The sequence below is a fragment of the Pedobacter sp. KH_004 genome (assembly GCF_057840755.1).
This window is the reverse complement of record NZ_CM174519.1, coordinates 3,293,218-3,313,808: the sequence shown is the minus strand read 5'-3', so window position 1 is coordinate 3,313,808 and position 20,591 is coordinate 3,293,218. Positions and strand designations below refer to the sequence as shown.

The following is a 20,591-nucleotide window of genomic DNA, read 5'->3' as shown; positions in this document are numbered from 1 at the left end:
AAATTATTAGGAAATGAAAAATTCATTCTATTTTATCTTAATTGCCTGCACTTGTCTTTTAGCTTGCAAAAAAGATCTGACCACTGATGTACCAACGGTTGATATTGCTTTAACAAATGCCCGTTCGACAATTGGCGATACGCTGGTTTTTAAACTGGGCGATATCTGTAAATTCAACTTTGGTGGTTATGCAGATAATGTTGTTTTCTGGGCAGGAACGCCAGGGAATAAATATGAATTTAAAACCCGTTCATCCGCATTTGGAACACCAACCTTATCTTTTACCAGTACAGCGCAATTTGGTGCTCAAAATAATACGCTACAGGTTTTGGCTACCAATAAACTTCCAGCCAAAGATTCGGCGAGTGTGGTAAATGCAGCCTGGACAAATATCACAGCAAGAACACCCATCGCAACGAATGCAACAGCGGTTAACACAGGGCAGGTAAATCTGTCCGATTTGGTTAGTGATGCCAACGATAGTTTATTCATCGCCTTTAAATATACGGGCCTTACCGGATCAACACAGAGAACATGGACCATTACCAATTTTCTGGTTAATAATGTGCTTATCGATTATACTTACAATTTAAGTTCATTGGCGGCAGATAATGCTTTTTGGACTAGATTCGGAAATGTTTGGTCGCCTGCCAGCTCGAGGTGGGTGGCTACAACTACGGCATTAACTATTGTTGGTGGTGCGGCTACTGCTCCATCCAATACCAGCTGGATCATCAGTAAACCAATCTTTGTCGGAAGAATTGCTCCAGATATTCCAACGGCAACTGTAAAAAATATTACTGCTTCGGCATTGTCTGCCTACGCTTATAAATACGCGGCTGCTGGCAGGTACAAAATTACGTTTGCAAGTTATAATACTACACCAAACGACAGCCAAATGGTGCTGAAAGAATTTAATGTTAAAGTTATTTTGTAACCGGAAGAGCTATATCCCACACTTATGAACAAAATGATCCCTTGCTTATTACCGGTTAATTTGCTTTGGCTAAAGCAAAAGCTTTTCCTCATTTTTTTATTGATGATCTGTGTATCAGCTTTTGCGCAGAAAGAACCCTTTTTAACTATAGAAAAGCGCATCAGCGCAGATTTACAGACCGGTATTAATGATGTCTTTCTAGCAAAAAGGATTACAAAGGATCTGACAAAATTGAAAGCCGATGGAAGCTGGACAGATATCAATTATGCCGATGCACAGTATGATCCTTTGAAAAGAATTAAAGAAATGGCTACGGCTTATATCCGTCCGGCCAATAAATTTTATGGAAACCAGGAAATTTATGGTGCAATAACCAAATCGCTTCAAAATTGGCTGGATAGAAATCCGAAAAATAAAAACTGGTGGTACAATGATATTTTTTATCCGCAGGCTATTGGTCAAACCTTAATTTTAATGCGCAATGCCAAAACTCAGCTGCGAGTTGAGCTGGAGAAAGCTTTAATTCAAAGGATGGTTCGCAAACTAAAAGTTGGCGATGGAGCCAATACATCAGATGAAGCTTTGCATTATTTGTACCGTGCTTGTTTAACACAAAATAAAAACACTTTGGATTCGGCTGCAAAATATATTTTTGAACCCATTGCGGTTGAAGATGGTAAAGAAGGTGTTCAGGTAGATGGAAGTTATTATCAGCATGGTAAGCAGCAGGCCATCGCAAGTTACGGACGGGTATTTGCCGGTAATTCGGTAAACGCAGCTTATTATTTAAGGGATACGGAATACGCTTTACCAAAAACCCAACTCGATATTTTGGTCAGTTACCTAAAGGATACTTTTTTGAAAACTATTCGAGGCTCGTTTTACGATTTTAATGTGAGAGGAAGAGGGATTAGTCGGCAGGATTCGTTAAATGCTCATGTATCTGGAATGGTGAATAAAATAAAAATGTTCGACAGGGGAAATTCTGCCTATTGGGAAGCTTCAGCATGGAGAACATCACATCAAAAACCCGCAAATTATCAGATCGAGCCGTCGAATACGGTTTATTGGAAAGGTGGTTACACACTGCAGGTTCGGCCTCAATATACTTTTAGCGTACAAACTGCTTCTTTGAGAACCTTACGCACCGAACGAGGAAACAATGAAAATGTGCTTGGTAAATTTTTGTCGGATGGCGCAACCAATATTCAGCGAAGCGGATCAGAATATGCCAACATTATGCCGCTATGGGAGTGGGATAAAATTCCAGGAACCACAAGCAGAGATTACACTGGCGATAATGGAGCAACCGTCAAAAAAGAATGGGGAATTCCCGGAACAACCAAATTTGTAGGCGGGGTAAGCGATGGAGTTTATGGCGTTTCAGCTTACGACCTGGACTATGATAGTGTTCAGGCAAAAAAAGCCTGGTTTTTTTTCGATAAAGAAGTTGTTTGCCTCGGCGCCGAGATTAACAGTGCTTCTTCACAAGTCATTACAACAACTATTAATCAATCATGGCTGCGGGGAAAGGTTATTGAAGATAAAAGTTTTTTGCTTCATGATAGTATTTGCTATTTTTTTCCTGCAGGTGGAGATGTAAAAGTTACCCAACAAACCCAGGTCGGAAATTGGTATCGCATTAATCAGTTTCAAAATAAAAAGGAAGTTTCGGGGAAGGTTTTTAAAAGCTGGTTTAACCATGGCGTACAACCTCATGATGCGAGTTATGCCTACGTCGTAGTTCCTAATATTGGAGCTGCTGCTGTGCAAAAATATCCTCTTGATGCAATCAAAATCATCAAAAACACAAAAGCTATCCAAGCGGTAGTGCATAGTAGATTGAGCATATTGCAAGTCGTTTTTTATCAACCAGGGAAGTTTAGTTATGATGGTATAGCAGTAAAAGTAGATAAGCCATGCATTATTCAGATCAACGATTTGAACGCCATCAACCCGCTTATTTTTATTGCAGACCCTACACAAGAAAATTCAAAAGTTCAGATCGAAATAAAAACCCCTAAATTAAAAAGCAATAAAATAATAACCTGTAATCTTCCGGTTGGTGCACTGGCAGGATCAACCATCAAATACAATATTTCAAATTAAAAACACAGCTAAACTCATGAATAAAAATAGTTTAATAATCGCATTCCTAGTTCTTTTGAATTCAGTTTCCTTTGCACAAAACAATGTGCGAAAGCCAATGGCTCAGCTTATTAGTGATGAATTTAATTTTGCTGCCGATCAATATAAATTTTTAGCAAAAGGCATTCCTGCCGGTAAAACGCCGCAAACCTATCAAAATGGAAAACATGTTAATTATGATATTCAATGGTGGTGCAGTGGGTTTTACTCGGGTAGCCTGTGGTACATTTATGAGCAGACCAAAAACGAAAGCATCAAAAAAGAAGCTGAAGATGCTTTAAAAGTCATCGAGGCGAATCAAACCTTTACGGGTAATCATGATTTGGGTTTTATGATGTATTGTAGCTTTGGAAATGCTTATCGCCTGACGGGGAAGCCTGAATATAAAGCCATTATTCAACGTTCTGCAGAATCGCTTTCTACCCGTTATCATGATAATGTAAAGGCGATCCAATCTTGGAATAAAGGTAAATATTGGAATTATCCGGTAATTATTGATAACATGATGAACCTCGAGATGTTAAATTGGACAACGGATAATGGCGGAAATAAAAAATTTAAGGAAATTGCGATCATCCATTCCAATACAACTTTAAAAAATCACTTTCGCCCGGATTTCAGTTCGTTTCATGTGATTGATTATAATCCGGAAACCGGCGTGGTAAAAAGAAAAGCAACCTGGCAAGGGGCTGCAGATTGTTCTGCCTGGAGCCGCGGGCAAGCATGGGCTTTATACGGTTACACCATGATGTACCGGTTTACAAAGGATGAAGACTATTTGAAACAAGCCAAGGGAATTGCCCATTTTATTTTAAATCATCCTAATTTGCCAGCAGATAAAATTCCTTTTTGGGATTTTGATGCTCAAGGAGTTCCTTTTGCAAAACGTGATGCTTCTGCTGGAGCAATTATGGCTTCGGCGTTGTTGGAACTTGCACAGTTTACAGCCGATAAAGAAAAAACTGAATTTAAATCTGCTGCAGAAACCATGATTTATTCGTTGGCGAGTAATGCTTACAGAGCCAAACTTGGCGAAAACGGGGGCTTTTTGCTGATGCACAGTACTGGCGCTTATCCTTTAAACAGCGAAATAGATGTGCCATTAGTTTATGCTGATTACTATTATTTAGAGGCTTTGGCTAGATATAAAAAGTGGTATTTGTAAAACGCTGGTAGGTTTGGCTAGCATATTTAGCTTTTGTATTCCTCTCATGCTTAATAAAGTTTAGCTTTCGTTACATTTTTAAACATCGTATAAATATATTTGCGAAAAAGGAATTGATTTTCGATTCTAAATCTTATCTCAAATTTTAACCAATGAACAAATTCGAAAGCCGTTACGCTCAAAGTCCAAAGGAAGTTAAACAAATGGATACCGCATCTTTGCGTGAAAATTTTTTAATCGAAAACGTGTTTGAGGCTAACCAAATTAATTTAACTTTATCTCATTTTGACAGGTATATAGTTGGCGGTGCAATGCCGGTAACCGGAAAATTGGCGCTCCCAAATCCCGATGATTTAAAAGCTAATTATTTCCTGGAGAGGAGAGAGTTAGGGATGATTAATGTTGGTGGAAAAGCCATTGTTACTGCAGATGGTGAAACCTTTGAACTGGAATATAAAGAGGCTTTATATATTGGTAAGGAAACTAAAGAGGTAACTTTCGAATCGGCTGATGCCGCTCAACCCGCAAAATTATATTTAAATTCTGCTCCAGCGCACCACAAATATCCTACAAAAAAAGTAAGCAAAGCTGATGCGGAAATTGTGGAGTTGGGTACACCTGAAACGGCCAATCATAGAGTTATCAACAAACTTTTAGTGAATAGCGTGTTGCCTACTTGCCAGTTGCAAATGGGAATGACGGAGCTGAAATCGGGTAGTGTTTGGAATACGATGCCAGCACACACACACGATAGGAGAATGGAAGCTTATTTTTATTTCGAAGTTCCGCAGGGGCAAAGTGTTTGCCATTTTATGGGGCAGCCACAAGAAACCCGCCATATCTGGATGCAAAATGATCAGGCCGTGATTTCTCCAAACTGGTCTATCCATTCGGGTGCAGGTACAAGCAATTATACTTTCATTTGGGGTATGGCTGGTGAAAATCTAGATTATGGCGATATGGATCATTGTGCCATTACCGAGTTGAAGTAGGAGCTTTTTATTTAACGTAGTCAAAGAGAAATGAAGTGAACGTCGTTGCCTGCCTGCGGCAAGCAGGCGAGGTACGAAGTAATCTCATTTGATAAATAATTACGAATGAGATTGCTTCTCCCGATGAAGAATCGGGATCGCAATGACGGATTATAAAAATAACAATATAAAAATGTCAAACATATTTGATTTAGCAGGTAAAACTGCATTAGTAACCGGTTGCAAAAGAGGAATTGGTAAAGCTATGGCTTTAGCTCTGGCAGAAGCTGGTGCAGATATTATTGGCGTTTCTGCAAGTCTTGAACTTGAAGGAAGCGCAGTAGAAAAAGAAGTAACCGCTTTAGGCAGAAAATTTTATGCCTATCAATGCGATTTTGGAAACCGCGAAAGCACATTGGAGTTTACAGCGAAAGTTAAAGCAGACCATCCGGTGATTGATATTTTAGTCAACAATGCAGGGACCATTTTACGTAAGCCAATTGCAGAACATCCTGATGATATGTGGGATGAGGTAATTGCAGTTAATCAAACTGCTCCTTTTATTCTAACCAGAGAAATTGGTCGCGATATGATTGCCAGAGGCAGTGGGAAAGTTATTTTCACCGCATCTTTGCTTACTTTTCAGGGCGGAATTACCGTACCGGGCTATGCTGCAAGTAAAGGAGCGATTGGTTCATTAACCAAAGCTTTTGCTAACGAGTGGGCATCGAAAGGCGTAAATGTGAATGCGATAGCACCTGGTTATATCGCAACCGATAATACTACGGCGTTAAGAGAAGACCAGGATAGGAGCACTTCAATTTTGTCTCGTATTCCTGCCGGAAGATGGGGAACGCCTGAAGATTTTAAAGGTCCAACCTTATTCTTAGCTTCTAGCGCTAGCGATTACGTACACGGTACAATTTTAACCGTTGATGGCGGTTGGATGGGACGTTAGTAGTCCTTAGTCCGGAGTCTCTAGTCCCGAGTCTGGAGTCCAAGTAAGAAAAGACCGATGCATGAAATTGGAAGGATAAATTTTCCAAGCTTCATACATCGGTCTTTTTTGTTTTATACTTTTGAATCGAGTGCTGAGTGACAATCTGCGGACTTCCGACTAAAGATTAAGGACTGATGACTCAGAACTCCCTCCTAATAAAGATTATAAATCTCTTTGATATCCTTTAAAATTTCTTCGAAATCGATTTTTAAATCAACTAATTTACCGGTACGGATGTCGAAAACCCAACCGTGAACAGTTAATCCACGTTCGGTAATGGCTTCCTGAACAGCTGCGGTTTTAAGCAAGTTTACACATTGCTCCTGAACGTTTAATTCAACCAATCTGTCGTAACGTTTTCCTTCATCCTCAATAGCATTTAATTCATCTCTGTGAAGGCGATAGACATCGCGGATATTTCTTAACCAAGGGTTTAAGATACCCATATCTGCCGGTTGCATAGCCGCTTTTACGCCGCCACAATTATAGTGACCGCAAACTACCACATGGTTTACCTTTAAATGCCGTACCGAATAATTTAGAACAGTCATTACATTTAGATCGACATTGTTAACTAAATTGGCTACGTTACGGTGTACAAAAGCTTCTCCAGGTTTAATACCCATTAAATCTTCGGCAGTTACGCGGCTATCAGAGCAACCGATATATAAAAATTCAGGCGTTTGTCCTTTTGCTAACTCTGTAAAATAATCTGGATTTAACGACAATTTATCGGATATCCATGTTTCATTGTTTTTAAAAACGTCTGCTACATTCATGTTTCTTGCTTTAAAATTATTATAAGTTGTTTTATTGTAGGTGAACTATTCTGATATAAAACTAAAAAAAGATTTTCGAATTTCAGTGAGTTCATCGTCAGTAATCAAGTCATCACTCTTAAAATATTGGTATCCTTTAAAATCCATTTCCAAATAAGTGGCAGTACGTATAAATGGGGTGGTAAATCCATCGGGTAAATCTCCATCTGTACCTACAGCTATCAACTTAACCGTTTTGCCTTTTAAATTTTTGCCTACTTCTTTTTTTGAGGTTACCCAATCCGTTAACCTATCGAAGAAATTTTTCATTCTCCCACTCATCGCGTACCAATATACAGGCGTTGCAAATACAATATGTTTATGGGACAGAATCTCCTTTGCAAATCCTTCAAACTGATCATCGGGTGGATATTGATTATTATAATGATAAGGCAGAAAATAATGCTCCAATAAATTGATTTGTTGGTAATCCAGTCCTTCCAACAACCTACTGATATACTTTTGGGTGTCTCCATTTAATCTGGCGCTTCCGTTTATAATTAGGATTTCGGACATAATTGATAAACAAATATCCTGTTCAAAAGTTCAGTTGAATTTATTTTGGAGCGCAAACGAGGGTTTGCTTATCAACCTCAACTTATTGAGTAATACTAAAGCTAAGCTTGTCATCTTGCTCATTTTTAGCCTAAGCTCTCCAATACTTTCACTAAACTGCGATCCTCATTTTTAGCCTTAACTTGTTGTAGCGTTCGGTTAAAGCTCCTCACAGAAATACCCAGGTAAGCGGCCATATCTTCTTTCGAAATCGAAATCTGCTCTTCGGTTTGCAGTTTTAAAAGTTTTAACAAACCATATTCCAATGTGTAAAGCTGCTGAAACGAAGCCCTTGAGCTGGTTTGTATAATTCTTGTTGATAACTCCTGTAACAGAATTTTGTTAAACTCAATGTTAGTTTCTGTTAAAGTAATAAAAACATGATCAGGGATGGCAAATACCATTATTTCGCTAATGGCCTCCACATTGCAAAGACAGTCGATCTTTTTTATCGCTTCTAATTCTCCCGCAACTTCTCCTTTCCCTAAAAACTCGATAATGAAATCCTTCCCGTTTTCTTCGGAGATAAAGCATTTGGTAATGCCTTCTTTAATGATGTATATATTTTTGATTTTTTCTCCCTGCGTAATGAATCTGAATCCTGAAGGAAAGGTCTTTAAAGTTATATTCGACGCCGTATTTTCCTCGACATAACGTTCGATGAAAGACAAAAAGACAAGATTAGTACGTAACATAATTTACAATAAGGGACAAATGTCCTTTCTGATAGCGAAAGGTTGATTTACATTTGCAGCACTAAATTACTGTTATAACCATGAACAATCAAATTACGGTAATCGCATTTGATGCTGATGATACCCTTTGGGTAAACGAACCTTATTTCCGCGAAACTGAAGAAAAGTTTGCAGGCTTGCTGGAAGATTTTATGCCCCATCACAGTGTTGTTGCAGAGTTGCTAAAAACCGAAATAGACAATTTGCCGCTTTATGGCTACGGGATTAAGGGTTTTATGTTGAGCATGATTGAAACCGTTTTGAGAATCACCGAAGGGAAGGTAAGTTCAGCAGTGATCAACAGAGCCATACAGTTGGGGCAGGAAATGTTAAACAAACCCATTGAACTATTGGATGGTGTAGAAGAAGTTTTGAAAGCACTACATCGCAAATATCGGTTAGTTGTGGCCACAAAAGGCGATTTATTAGATCAACAACGCAAGCTTACAAAATCTGGTTTAGATCACTATTTCCATCACATCGAAATTATGAGTGATAAGCAGGAGCGGGATTATCAAAAGTTGATGAAACACCTCGATTGCAAGCCAGAAGAATTTTTAATGCTTGGCAATTCATTAAAATCGGATGTTTTACCTGTACTGGCGGTTGGTGGCCATGCGGTTCATATTCCCTTCCACACTACCTGGGTGCACGAGCGGATTGATCATACCATCGAACATCCTAACTTTTACCAAATGGAGCGTCTGGCTGATGTTTTACCAAAATTAATTGAATGAAAGAAAAAATAGATATAAATACTTGGATCAGAAAAGATCATTTTGAATTTTTTAACACTTTCGAGGAGCCATTCTTCGGTGTTACGGTAGATGTAGATTGTACATCAACTTACCAGGAAGCAAAGGAAACCGGTGTTTCATTCTTCTTGCTTTATTTACACAAATCGCTAGCCGCAGTTAACAAAGTTGAGGAATTTCGCTATAGAATTATTGATGGTGAAGTGTGGAAATACGATTCGGTAAACGCTGCTACAACCATCAATCGCCCAAATGGAACCTTCGGCTTCGGCTATATGGATTTCAACCCTAATTTTGATAACTTCAAAAACGAAGCGCTTAAGGAAGTTGAGAATGTTCAGCAAAGCACTGGATTAATCCCTTCATCATCGGGCGAAAACGTGATTCACTATTCGGCATTGCCCTGGTTAAACTTCACCTCGATGTCTCATGCGAGAAAATTTTCTTATCACGATAGTTGCCCTAAAATTTCATTTGGAAAGGTAAGAGATGAAAATGGGCGCAAGCTGATGGGAGTTTCAATTCACGTCAATCATGCTTTGATGGATGGTTTTCATGTATCTCAATTTGTAGATGAATATCAGTCGCTGTTGAATCAAAGATCAAGAAGTTAATATTTAGGTAATTACCACTTAATATCTGCAGGTTATTTTCGGTTAATGTTTCTAACCGCAGTTATAATCCCCATTTATATTGTAGCCACCATAGCCATGTGTTGTATGGGTTCTTTATTTAAAGCATTTATGTTTTGCATGTTATTAATTACAGCAACATTTTTGCTTTTTTTATTTATTCAATATCCGTTACCCTCCGCAATGAGCATTGTTTGTTTCATGAGTTTGTTTACTGTTAAACTGAAATTTTAATTTCATTTGGTTTAGAGAAAGTATTTGCTATTTTTGCTGGCGCAAGGAGATGCATGAATCATTTTGCAGAAATAACACTGATCATTTGGAATTTGATCGATGAGTAATAAAAACATGGGGGATTAGCTCATTTGGCTAGAGCGCTTCGCTGGCAGTGAAGAGGTGATCGGTTCGAATCCGATATTCTCCACAGGTTCATTTAAGTTATTGAAAGTCAATAACTTAAATGAATTTTTACCTCCAAACTCTGACACAAGTCTGCCACTAAACGCCTCGGGAACCAAAAATTCACCCCGTCCGGCAAGGCGAAAAAATCAAGATTCTTCTGAGGAAACTGAAAAAAATATTGGGTATTCCGAACGTAAGTTCCAGGGAAGAACTCCTCGCGGTCCTAATTTTGACCTCATGGAGATCCCTGAACTACCATATACAATCCCCCGTGTCGTAAAGGGAAGAAAAATAACAAAGGTTCCTGTAGGAAGCACCCTAGATAAAGAAATGGCAAAGCAAAGTTGGTATGTGGAGTTCTTTTTTCACAATGCAGCAGAAGAACGAATGGAGCGGATCAGGGTGACCAGAATGCTCAACCGGATTAAAGATCCAAGGCAAAAGCTTAAAAACTTTAATAATCTGTGTGAAGCCTACCGCATTGCACTCGAGGGCGGCTGGAATCCATTGGATGAGCAGGCAAATGCAAGGCTAAAAAAGGAGCTTATAGGAATTGATCTTACTGAAGCATTAGTTCTTTTTGAATCCTATCATAAAGCTAAGGGAACCAGACCTAAATCAATCAGTACTTATCGTTCAACAATCACTTCGTTTATCAAGTATCATGGAGGTAGTAAAAAGGTAAATACGATCAGTGATTTTAGATAACCGATTTTCTCAACTTCAAGGAGAGGGAGGAAAAGTGGGCTGGGGTAACCTATAATAACTGCAGGATCGGCCTCAATAATTTCTTTCGTTATTTAAAGGTCAATAAATATATTCCCGAGAATCCTGTAACTGACTGCGAGACAAGAAAAAAAATGCCGACACAGTCCCATCAGGTTTTTACGGAACGTGATTTTAAGGTTATCATGGACTGGCTTGATAAGCATGATAAATATTGTCAACTATTTGTGCGGATGATCTATTACACCTGCATTCGTCCAAAGGAGCTTAGATTTCTTCAGTTGAAGTATATTGACTTGGACGAAAATACGATTACAGTGCCTGGTACCGTGTCGAAGAATAAAAAATCAATCCCTGTAAATATCGATGTGAGCCGTTATTGTGGATTCAAATGGAAGGGGAAGCAAAATGATGATTGAAGATTGGGAGATTGGTCAGTTATATTGGAAATGTCTGGCTAAACACGAAGGAAATGAAGGCAAAGCATGCGATGATGTTAAAACCAAGTACTTGTCTGATTTTGCCGAAACGAAAGATATTTACCTATTTCTCGGGACGACTCAAGTGCATCATCACGTTTCCCACAATCCGTTTATGATTGTTGGAACTTTTACGCCTAAAATCGAGCTCCCTAAACCAAAGTCAACGCAGACCAGTCTTTTTTAGTTAGGCTGCATTTGGCTATGCCTTTAGGATATATTCTTTACCACGTCTGATAGGGCACCGACCATCATTTTCTAGCAGCCATTTCGTATATGAATCAACATTTGGTCGGTGTAGGTTAATAACATATTCAATACCCATTATTACCAATACGTAATAGATATCATTCGCATTTAACATTAAAAAGTCCATTTCATGCAGGATTTCATAGGGTTCATCCTGAATATCTTCATTTATGAATCTGTCGGTTTCCTCATAAACCTTCCGTTGATGGTATGGCCAATAGATTCCACTTCCAAATCTTGCATAAATTCTTATTGAATCTAAATTATTTTCTTTAATGAAAGAGTCATCATAGTTATTTCCATTAAAGGAAAAATGTGCAACAGATTCCAACGGAGCTTTCGACAGAAAACGTGAAAGTGTATTGTCATTTGGCAATAAAGGAGGAATAGTGGGGATAACCATACTATTAATGGAACCGTTCTTAATCATTGAAATCAGCTGTTGATCCTCACCGTCGAAAATTATTCCCCTTTCATCAATCCATACCTTTGCCCAGCCACCATTCGGATGAGGGAATAATGCCATATAGGGAACTAGACGATCCTTTTTTGTTTTAATAAAATTTCTATGGCGTAAATTGACAAAATAGGGTTTTTCGAGCAGAACTTTTTCCACTTTCACAGCAAAATAATTATTACACGAGTCACAAACAATTCCCTTAGGTAAGACATGATTTATATTACCCAATGACTCTGGGATAATATGTTCAACTGTTTTGAAGCTGTTGCCAGCTCTGCAAAAGATACAAAGCACAATTTACAATTTTGACCTTTAATTTGCATCAAACATAAATGTTCGATTTAGTTTGATTTTATTAATGGGAATTTACAGTAAAAAAATGTTTTACAATTGTTTTTTATGAAAATAGATTGAGATTTTAAGACTAGTAACAAAGTGTTGCATTGAAATAATCGATGGTTCGGGAATATCGTTATAAAATAACGCCACTACGTTCGGGAGTACCACTTTCCCATTTCTTAACCCATCACTTTTGCTTTTTAAATCTTTTATTATGATTAGACCTAAAAAAGCATTTACCTCAAGACCAAGAACTAAGCCTGGCTCACCTGTTTATTGCCGGGAATTAAGACTGATGAACCTGCGGATGACAATTGCAAATATTCCAATCCCGGAATGTGCAATTGAAAAGCCTGGTTTTTCAGGGCATCAACAATAGTAAATACCTACAAATTCGAGCTACCTACAGGAATACTTTAACCACCCGAGTGATTTGCAAGATGTATTTTTGTATACACAAAAAATCTTGCGCCCTTGAGGAGGGCACTGAAAAAGTCCCTTTTTAAAAAGGATAAAAGGAGTAGAAAATTAGTTTTTCTGCTCCTTTTTTTGTATTTTAAAGTTATATAATTACTGCCTTTAAGATGCTTCTTCAACAACAAAAAATCCAGTTTAGCGAGTTTTCCAGGCTTTATGACCTGATTATTCCTAAGGAGAATTTACTTCGCAAGATTAATGAGCTAATAGATTTTAGCTTTATCTATGATGAGCTAATAGGCAAATACTGCCCGGACAATGGCCGTAATGCTGAGAGTCCGGTGCGCATGTTCAAATATTTGTTATTGAAGACGATCTATACCATTTCTGATGTTGATGTCGTGGATCGTTCCCGCTATGATATGTCCTTTAAATATTTTCTGGAGATGTCCCCTGAAGAAGACGTGATCAATCCAAGCTCGCTGACCAAGTTCCGAAAGCTTCGTCTTAAGGATATGGATCTCTTAAACCTGTTGATTGGAAAAACCGTTTCTTTAGCCCTAGAGAAGGGTATTATAAAATCCAAATCCATCATTGTCGATGCTACGCATTCACTTTCCAGATCCAACCCATATTCACCTATTGAGGTATTAAGACAACGTTCGAAGTTGCTTCGAAGAGCAGTATATTCAATGGATGATGATTTCAAAACCCGGATGCCCCAGAAGAATGAATCAAACGATATCCTAAGGGAAATAGAATACTCTAGCGAACTGCAAAAACTTATCGAGTCTGATGAAACACTAAGTGAGATCCCTGCAGTAAAGGAGAAACTGAACCTGTTAAAGGAAACAGTTGAAGACACCCGGGAGAATTATACAATATCCAAAGATATGGATGCTAGGACTGGCCACAAAACAGCCGACAGCAGCTTTTTTGGCTACAAAACTCATTTGGCAATGACAGAGGAGCGTATTATAACGGCTGCTGTTGTCACATCAGCAGAGAAAGGAGACGGGCCTGAACTACCAAAACTGTTGAACCAGGCCCAGGCAAACGGAATGGAGGTGGATACCATCATAGGTGATGCAGCTTATGCCGGGAAGAACAATCTCAAGCTCTGTGATGTGAAGGGAAATAAGTTAAGGATAGTTGCCAGGATGAACCCTGCCATTACCCATGGCGCAAGAAAAGAGGAAGAAAAGTTTGATTATAACAAAGATGCCGATATGTTCGTATGTCCTGCAGGGCACCTGGCTATGTACAAACGGGTACAGGGCAGAAAGGTAGACAGGAGAAACCAGGCAATGACCTATTATTTCGACGTCGAAAAATGTAAAACATGCCCGCTAAGAGATGGCTGCTACAAGGCAGAAGCTAAAAGCAGAACGTACTCGGTTACAATAAAGCCAGATGAGCATAAAGAACAGGAAATATTCCAGCAAAGCGAGTACTTCAGGGAAAATCAAGACATAGATATAAAATTGAAGCAAAAAATAGTGAATTGAAAAATGTTCATGGATATGACAGAGCAAATTCCTATGGCCTGGAAAACATGAGAATGCAAGGTGCACTTGCGATATTTGTGGTTAATCTTAAGAGAATTCTCAAATTTTGAAAAAAAGGATAATAATCTATATAATTCTATAGATCAAACTAACAGTTTGCTCCAGCTCTCCATATCGAATGGAATGTACGTTATCAAATAAGAAACTGAAATGTCTCAAAAAAGAAAGCGGATGAACAACTTTTAAAAGCTATTCATCCGCTGTTGAGTTTGAAGACCAATTTATGTCTACTTTTTCAGTGCCCTCCCCTTGAGGTCGGGCATTTTTCTCGAAACTCTACAATGCTGAAATCAACTAAAAAGCAAGATTATGCCAAGGAAAAATCCAAAGATCCAGCGCAGCTGCTGACCCACCCAATCATTGTCAGGATCAATGAAAGTACCTATAAACGCTTGGAAAAAATCCTGCTTCATAGTAATTGTCAGTCGATCGGCGAAGTTGCAAGAAATATCCTTTCAAAAAAGAAAATTCTGATGCTAACTGGATAAACCGATTTCAATTGATCCCAAGTCGCCAAAAATAATTTTATTATAATGTCTTCGTTTTCAAGGTTCTTACAGGCAATTGCAAATTGGTGAAACGTAGTCAAGTTAATTTTTATTCCATTCAATGCCAACACTGGCAATTGATAAACTTATCTGCACCGATGCGGGATGTCTAAGTCAGATAAATTTGTTTGGCCTAATCTTTTAAAGTGATGATTCAACAATAATTTGTCATCTTATCAAACCGACTATCCCTTTGATGGCATTAACTTTAGTTCTAAGTAAATTAGCCTTAGTGAAATCCATAAATTGCTCGATAAAATCGTTTCCAATCGTTACTTTTAGATTTCCTTCAAGGGTAACAATATTGCTGTTAATTCCTAAGATATGTCTTTCATTAACAAAGCTGAGTTGATCTATTTGTATAATGCCAGAAAATTTAAGCATGACATTTATTATGCCTTTCGCACTGGATATAGGCCTCTTAATGTAACTCGAAGTCGTGTAGAGAACGAATTTGTCATTTTCTTCCTTTGCCGCAACCACGTCGGTAATGACGATTTTTGTAAACCTCTGATCTTTTTCACTATGATCAATATAGAATGATTCCTGACCGTCTACTGAAAAGGTTCTCATGTAACCCTCATTATAATAAAATATACGATTGAGAGTTTCTTCAAGCTTGTTAATCGTATATGGTTTCAGTAAGTATGCATTTGCTGATAAACCAAATGCATCAATCGCATATCTGGAATGGGAAGTTGTAAAAATCAAATGTTTTGTCTTATGGCGGATAAGATCGGCTAATTCAAGTCCTGAAATATTTGGCATTTCAATGTCCATGAATATAATATCAACACTATCTTCATTAAGTATTTTATCTAATGCATCAATTGGATCGGTAAAACATTGCAACAATTGAATACCCTTTAATTGATTCAAATATTGACTTAGATTTTCAATAGCATCTAAGTTGTCATCTACGGCTAAGCATTTGATCATGAGCTTTTTGTTTTGTCGTAAATTTATTATTAATTATAAATAACGAGAAACTTTTGTCTTTAATCACGGTCAAGCTTGCCTTAGTGTAGGCAGATTGTTTTTTCACTCCATCAGCAAGTATTGTTGACGCGCAGTTTAACGATAAAAACAAGTCCTTTTTTTTCTTCATAATTAAACATTGCATCTGAACCATAAGCGAATCCAAGTCTTTTTGTGATATTTTCCATCCCTGACCCTAAGCTTCCATTGAATTTTTTTGTAGACATTAGGTTTGACGTTTCAATCACTAAGTCTGAACCATCAATATCAATATTAATTCGACCTGGGTTTTTACGGTCGCTAAGATCGCCATGCTTGAACATGTTTTCCACTATGGTGATCAGCACAAGTGGAATGATTAGAATATCTTTTGCCTCGTCATCATAGAAGAGCCTGATATTCAAAGTATGATTTGCTCTTAATTGATGGATATTGATTAAGTTTTCTACTTGCTCAATCTCACTACCCAGCGAGATAAAATTTTTTTCAAAGCTGCTGTCTACAGCATGTCTCATCATTTCTGATAATGCGCTGATAGATTCTGCCGCTACAGGTGCAGTCTCTCGGGCATTATGATAAATAAAATCGAGTGTATTAAATAAAAAATGAGGGTTGATCTGTGCCCGCAAGTAAGCACTTTGAGACTGGGCAATCTGCACCTCATTCTCTAGTCTAGTTTTTTCAAGTTGCTCCGTTTTTTTCAATTGAGTCAAATAATTGTGTAGGAAATAATAACCACTGGAGAAAAGAATGAAATAACATGCACGAAATATCGCACCGAGACAAAATTGATAATCAAACCTGACTTCGCTGCTGCCAAGTACATTTGTAAATTGTTTTAACATCAGGTGAGCGATGTAAAATATTAATATATAAAGCACTATTTCCATAGTAAAAAAAGTTGGGGCAACAAACCAAGATTTTTTATTATTTCTTAGTCCATAACCTAATACGATCAGATAGTGGAAATAGAACAAGCCGATATTGATTGAATAATTTACCAGGTATCGCATAGGATGCCCAAAGCGACCGGCATAAAGACCTACTATAATAATCTCATAAAAAAGGAATATGCCCCAAGTCAAAAAATGAACTCTATTTAAGTTAAGCCAATGCCAGAATGATTTTTTTGTGGTGTTGCTGCTGTCTGTGTAAGGTAACATGTCGTGTGTATAAAATAATGTTATCGTATTGGTAATCAAGCGATTTTCGGAGCAAAAAATAGTTCATGAAAACTTATCAAAAAATCACAAAACGCACAATCTTTATCTTTAAATCTCAATCTGCTGTTTCTGGTTCCAACACTGATCCTACCGATCAAAGTACAATAACCATAACCCTAACAACAACCGGCATATTAGGGTCAAAAATAAAATAGTATTAAATTCTGTTCGTTCTAATTGTCTTTTCTTTAATGAAATTCATTACCTGTTCACGGTAGTGTTTACCTATGGTCAGCTCCATACCATCTGTCATGAAGATCGTGTTTCCCTCAATTTTGGAAATATAATTTTGAGAAATGACGAATGAACGATGAATCTGAATAAAGTCTGGGTGATCCTTTAGGATCATCCGCATTTCACTTAAACTGATGTATGTAACAACCGGCTCGTTTAGTGTATATATGCGAATATAGTTCTGTAAGCTTTCTACAACAGTGATATCCACATATCGAATCCTTACAAGGTTATTCCGCTCGTTTTTGTTCCGAACGAAAAAATAATCATCGCTTTGTGTCAACTCAGGATTTTTAACAAACTCTCTTCTTGGGAAAAGACGATGGATTGTTTCTGCAAAACGGGCTATTGTATATGGTTTTAATAAAAAGTCGTTAGCATGGAGTTCAAAAGCATCGATTGCATATTTAGCATGTGAAGTGGTAAAAATAAGTTTCTCGGTCTTATGACGTACAGCTTTGGAAAGCTCTATTCCATTTATCAGGGGCATGTCGACATCCATAAAGATAATGTCAACAGGCTTTAAGCCTCCTATCTCACTTAAAGCCTCCAATGGATCGGTAAACACTTGGGTTAGCTCCAATTGCGGCATGATATTGATGTACGACTTTAGTCCATTTATAGAATGGACATCATCGTCCACGATGATGCATTTAAGTTTCATTGGTTTGGTAATCGTTGGTATTTAAAGAGAGCAAATTAGTGTTAGGGTACCAAACTATGAAAAATTATACATTTGTCAAGTATGAATATATCTTTATCACGGCAATGTATGTGATTATCCGGGTAGAAATGTTTCATGAATTCTAAAATGTTATGATTCAGGATTGTCAAACGTTTAGATTAGTTCCAATAAGATTCAACTGTAATCTTTACGACGAAATAGTTCTTTAAACGGTTTGACTCCGAATGAGTTCATTGAAACCTTAAATTTAACGCCCAATTCTCTAGTTTTAACTGGCTAGTTTTCGGGGAGGGGCTCACTCGGTCTAGAATTTTACTTTTAACTGGTCTGAAGTTTGGGAAGTGCACATTGATAAAAAAGTGCATGTTCGGAGTAGGAATTATTTATGTCATGGATGGAAGTAATTTTGTGTTGTGTGAAAGGTTGTCTGTATAGTTACAACTAAAAACAACTTTCGTTCACCCCAGGAGATCTGTGACTTTCCCTATATTTATTTCAATATTATTTTTTCCACTATTTGAAAACGCCCCTGAACAGGGGTAGCAAAATATTTGAATATTGGTAAAACGTTTTATTGTTCAAACCATCTAACCTCATCAATTATGAAAAACCACCTATCAAAACCAAGCAGAACTCATTGCGGCGTTATTGGAACGCTTGTCAAGCATGTTGACGGCTACATGGATATAAGTGTGAGCACAAATAATTTTCCTTAGCGAACATATAATATCAGGTGTTTCTTAATTGGAGATTTGTCTAAATGTCCCAACCCAAAAGTTAAACCTGCTGGCAAATTTCTGTTTATTCCTCAATCTGCTCAATTAACTATATACTGGCATGGCTGTGTCTTTTTTTCCCTACCAAACTAATGCGGTAAGGGTTGCAAACTTACTCTTAAATCATCTGGGTGTGAAGGTCAGTGCCTTTACCCTCCAAAAGGAATTGGTCGCACATCCGGAATATCCAAGCATGCTGGCTATGAGTGATTGCCTGTCCGAATGGAGGGTCGCTAACGAAGCATTCATGATTGAAAAAAGTCTTTCTGGACTGCGGGCACTCCCACTTCCATTTATTGCCCATTCCGAAACCGCAGGTGGACGTTTTTATCTGATCTCGGAGATCACCTCAAACTATGTTATCTACAGTGATGAACAACAAAAGAATCGGCGACGACCACTAGAGGATTTTATTGAGGAGTGGGATGGTGTGGTACTTCTTGCGGAAGCATTACCGGAATCCGGTGAAAGCGACTATCGGCTGAACAAGCGAAAAAGTCTTGCAGAAATACTGCGTTTCCCTTTTCTATCTTTGGCGCTTCTGTTCTGTATCTCGTCTCTCTTCTACAGCCTAGAATTCGATGCTACTATAAGCATTCAGCTTACACTTGCGATGGTTGGTGCGTGCACCTGTTCGGCACTTGTCGCCATCGGCATATTCGGCATTCGGGGAAATCTATCAAAGCTGTGTCGGATCAATGATCAAAATGGCTGCGAAAACCTGATGGAACAGCCCGCTGCGTACCTATTTGGATGGATAGGTTGGAGTGAGGTAGGTCTATTCTATTTTTGTGGGTATCTACTGTCTCTAATGCTAGTGGCACAAGGACTGAGCCTAATTTCACTGCTCCCATTTTTATGCCTTCCATATACCTTTTACTCGATATATTACCAAAACAAGAGTGGTCAATGGTGCTTAATGTGCTGCATCGTTCAGGCAGTCATCTTCATGCAGGCCATCGCTTACCTCTTCATAGGAGGGAATATATTAAACGTTGTCCTGCCTTCTGGACCGGCAATCTATTTTCAGGTTTTGAGCTGCTTTTTGTCAGTGGTCATATCTTACGTTTTATTAAAGCCATTGATTATGAGAGCTAAGGATGCGCAGGTTCTGGAATTAAAGGTGAAAATGTGGAAATACAATCGAGATCTTTTCAATAATTCGCTCAAATCAGGACCCCGTTACATCGTTCCGGAGGGATTGTCCAGTTACTCATTTAACAATATCGATGTGGACTACGAAGTGGTTGTTGTCGGAAATCCATTGTGCCTTCCTTGCCAAAAGGCGCACGAGCTCTTTACAAGGTTATACGCTCAGTCCGACAAAATCAGCATACATTTCGTCTTTGCTTCCTCTGATGACCCAGGCAATCTGGTCAATAAGATTGCCACCAGGATATTGTCCCTAAGTTATCAAGACGTGCACCTGGCTGACCTCGCAATGAACGATTGGTATTCGAAAATACCTAAAACCTATGAGGAATGGTTATTCAAATTCCCAACTTCAATCGACGATAAGGCAGTTGCAACCTTGAATATGCAGAGAAAATGGTGTAAGGCAGTCGGAATATTGGGTACGCCAACCGTTTTGGTCAACGGATACAAGCTTCCTAACCAATACCAAATTGAGGACATGAAATACCTATTGAATTTATAATAATAAAAACGCCTTCAATCATCTGGCGGAGAAGATGACCATTAACAAATTCAGACCAAATAGTGTAGAAGCAGGTACCCCAGCTGTGATGGGATACCTGCTGAAAATTGAACCATCAGCCACATGTCAAACCAT

20 protein-coding genes, 1 tRNA gene and 2 pseudogenes are annotated in these 20,591 nt (G+C 38.2%); 15 read left to right on the top strand and 8 right to left on the bottom strand.

The window, feature by feature from the left end; all coding sequences use genetic code 11:
* Positions 1-13 precede the first annotated feature (13 nt).
* From AC3ITD_RS14205 to AC3ITD_RS14185, 5 genes are all read left to right on the top strand, one after another.
* Positions 14-937: a DUF5017 domain-containing protein gene (locus AC3ITD_RS14205; RefSeq protein ID WP_489360686.1), complete on the top strand. Its 924-nt coding sequence runs from the start codon at positions 14-16 to the stop codon at positions 935-937.
* Between the two features lie 102 nt (positions 938-1,039).
* The gene (locus AC3ITD_RS14200; RefSeq protein WP_489360684.1) at positions 1,040-3,046 is read left to right on the top strand and encodes a polysaccharide lyase family 8 super-sandwich domain-containing protein; all 2,007 of its coding nucleotides are present in this window, start codon (positions 1,040-1,042) and stop codon (positions 3,044-3,046) included.
* 16 nt (positions 3,047-3,062) lie between these two features.
* The gene (locus tag AC3ITD_RS14195; RefSeq protein ID WP_489360682.1) at positions 3,063-4,250 is read left to right on the top strand and encodes a glycoside hydrolase family 88 protein; all 1,188 of its coding nucleotides are present in this window, start codon (positions 3,063-3,065) and stop codon (positions 4,248-4,250) included.
* A 152-nt stretch (positions 4,251-4,402) separates the two neighbouring features.
* Positions 4,403-5,242: a 5-dehydro-4-deoxy-D-glucuronate isomerase gene (gene kduI / locus AC3ITD_RS14190; protein ID WP_489360680.1), complete on the top strand. Its 840-nt coding sequence runs from the start codon at positions 4,403-4,405 to the stop codon at positions 5,240-5,242.
* 172 nt (positions 5,243-5,414) lie between these two features.
* Positions 5,415-6,179: an SDR family NAD(P)-dependent oxidoreductase gene (locus AC3ITD_RS14185; protein ID WP_056848655.1), complete on the top strand. Its 765-nt coding sequence runs from the start codon at positions 5,415-5,417 to the stop codon at positions 6,177-6,179.
* A gap of 194 nt (positions 6,180-6,373) precedes the next feature.
* On the opposite strand, the gene AC3ITD_RS14180 is transcribed toward AC3ITD_RS14185, so the two are convergent.
* The 3 genes from AC3ITD_RS14180 to AC3ITD_RS14170 form a co-directional block, all read right to left on the bottom strand.
* Positions 6,374-7,000, bottom strand: a complete 627-nt coding sequence (locus AC3ITD_RS14180; protein ID WP_489360678.1) for a carbonic anhydrase — start codon at positions 6,998-7,000, stop codon at positions 6,374-6,376.
* 45 nt (positions 7,001-7,045) lie between these two features.
* Positions 7,046-7,555, bottom strand: coding sequence for a flavodoxin family protein (locus AC3ITD_RS14175; protein ID WP_489360676.1), 510 nt, complete (start codon positions 7,553-7,555; stop codon positions 7,046-7,048).
* A 125-nt stretch (positions 7,556-7,680) separates the two neighbouring features.
* On the bottom strand, positions 7,681-8,289 hold the full coding sequence (locus AC3ITD_RS14170; protein WP_489360674.1) for a Crp/Fnr family transcriptional regulator: 609 nt from the start codon (positions 8,287-8,289) through the stop codon (positions 7,681-7,683).
* Positions 8,290-8,369: 80 nt separating this feature from the next.
* On the opposite strand from AC3ITD_RS14170, the gene AC3ITD_RS14165 reads away from it, so the two are divergent.
* From AC3ITD_RS14165 to AC3ITD_RS14140, 6 genes are all read left to right on the top strand, one after another.
* Positions 8,370-9,065: an HAD family hydrolase gene (locus AC3ITD_RS14165; protein ID WP_489360672.1), complete on the top strand. Its 696-nt coding sequence runs from the start codon at positions 8,370-8,372 to the stop codon at positions 9,063-9,065.
* Positions 9,062-9,697: a CatA-like O-acetyltransferase gene (locus tag AC3ITD_RS14160; protein WP_489360670.1), complete on the top strand. Its 636-nt coding sequence runs from the start codon at positions 9,062-9,064 to the stop codon at positions 9,695-9,697. The genes AC3ITD_RS14165 and AC3ITD_RS14160 overlap by 4 nt, the downstream gene beginning before the upstream one ends.
* 368 nt (positions 9,698-10,065) lie before the next feature.
* Positions 10,066-10,139, top strand: a tRNA-Ala gene (locus AC3ITD_RS14155).
* A 17-nt stretch (positions 10,140-10,156) separates the two neighbouring features.
* Positions 10,157-10,825 (top strand): hypothetical protein, encoded by a 669-nt coding sequence (locus tag AC3ITD_RS14150; RefSeq protein WP_489360668.1) that lies wholly within the window; start codon positions 10,157-10,159, stop codon positions 10,823-10,825.
* Between the two features lie 152 nt (positions 10,826-10,977).
* A complete protein-coding gene (locus AC3ITD_RS14145; RefSeq protein WP_489360666.1) occupies positions 10,978-11,262 on the top strand; it encodes a tyrosine-type recombinase/integrase in 285 nt (94 codons plus the stop codon).
* Positions 11,252-11,509: a hypothetical protein gene (locus AC3ITD_RS14140; protein WP_489360664.1), complete on the top strand. Its 258-nt coding sequence runs from the start codon at positions 11,252-11,254 to the stop codon at positions 11,507-11,509. Before AC3ITD_RS14145 ends, AC3ITD_RS14140 begins: the two co-directional genes overlap by 11 nt.
* 15 nt (positions 11,510-11,524) lie before the next feature.
* Here AC3ITD_RS14140 and AC3ITD_RS14135 read toward each other — a convergent pair whose 3' ends face one another.
* Positions 11,525-12,097 (bottom strand): hypothetical protein, encoded by a 573-nt coding sequence (locus tag AC3ITD_RS14135; RefSeq protein ID WP_489366744.1) that lies wholly within the window; start codon positions 12,095-12,097, stop codon positions 11,525-11,527.
* A gap of 90 nt (positions 12,098-12,187) precedes the next feature.
* Positions 12,188-12,325 (bottom strand): annotated as a pseudogene (locus AC3ITD_RS14130) (HNH endonuclease); the annotation flags it as partial.
* Positions 12,326-12,584: 259 nt separating this feature from the next.
* On the opposite strand from AC3ITD_RS14130, the gene AC3ITD_RS14125 reads away from it, so the two are divergent.
* From AC3ITD_RS14125 to AC3ITD_RS14115, 3 genes and pseudogenes are all read left to right on the top strand, one after another.
* On the top strand, positions 12,585-12,749 hold the full coding sequence (locus AC3ITD_RS14125) for a hypothetical protein (protein ID WP_489360662.1): 165 nt from the start codon (positions 12,585-12,587) through the stop codon (positions 12,747-12,749).
* 205 nt (positions 12,750-12,954) lie between these two features.
* Positions 12,955-14,405: pseudogene (locus AC3ITD_RS14120) on the top strand (IS1182 family transposase).
* Positions 14,406-14,636: 231 nt separating this feature from the next.
* Positions 14,637-14,843, top strand: coding sequence for a hypothetical protein (locus AC3ITD_RS14115; protein ID WP_489360660.1), 207 nt, complete (start codon positions 14,637-14,639; stop codon positions 14,841-14,843).
* A 228-nt stretch (positions 14,844-15,071) separates the two neighbouring features.
* Here AC3ITD_RS14115 and AC3ITD_RS14110 read toward each other — a convergent pair whose 3' ends face one another.
* The 3 genes from AC3ITD_RS14110 to AC3ITD_RS14100 form a co-directional block, all read right to left on the bottom strand.
* A complete protein-coding gene (locus AC3ITD_RS14110; RefSeq protein ID WP_489360658.1) occupies positions 15,072-15,842 on the bottom strand; it encodes a LytR/AlgR family response regulator transcription factor in 771 nt (256 codons plus the stop codon).
* A gap of 110 nt (positions 15,843-15,952) precedes the next feature.
* Positions 15,953-17,044, bottom strand: a complete 1,092-nt coding sequence (locus AC3ITD_RS14105) for a sensor histidine kinase (protein ID WP_489360656.1) — start codon at positions 17,042-17,044, stop codon at positions 15,953-15,955.
* Between the two features lie 217 nt (positions 17,045-17,261).
* Positions 17,262-18,002, bottom strand: coding sequence for a LytR/AlgR family response regulator transcription factor (locus AC3ITD_RS14100; protein WP_489360654.1), 741 nt, complete (start codon positions 18,000-18,002; stop codon positions 17,262-17,264).
* 858 nt (positions 18,003-18,860) lie between these two features.
* On the opposite strand from AC3ITD_RS14100, the gene AC3ITD_RS14095 reads away from it, so the two are divergent.
* Positions 18,861-20,456 carry a cysteine peptidase family C39 domain-containing protein gene (locus AC3ITD_RS14095; protein ID WP_489360652.1) on the top strand — a complete coding sequence of 532 codons (1,596 nt, stop codon included), beginning with the start codon at positions 18,861-18,863 and terminating at the stop codon, positions 20,454-20,456.
* The last annotated feature ends 135 nt before the right edge of the window (positions 20,457-20,591 follow it).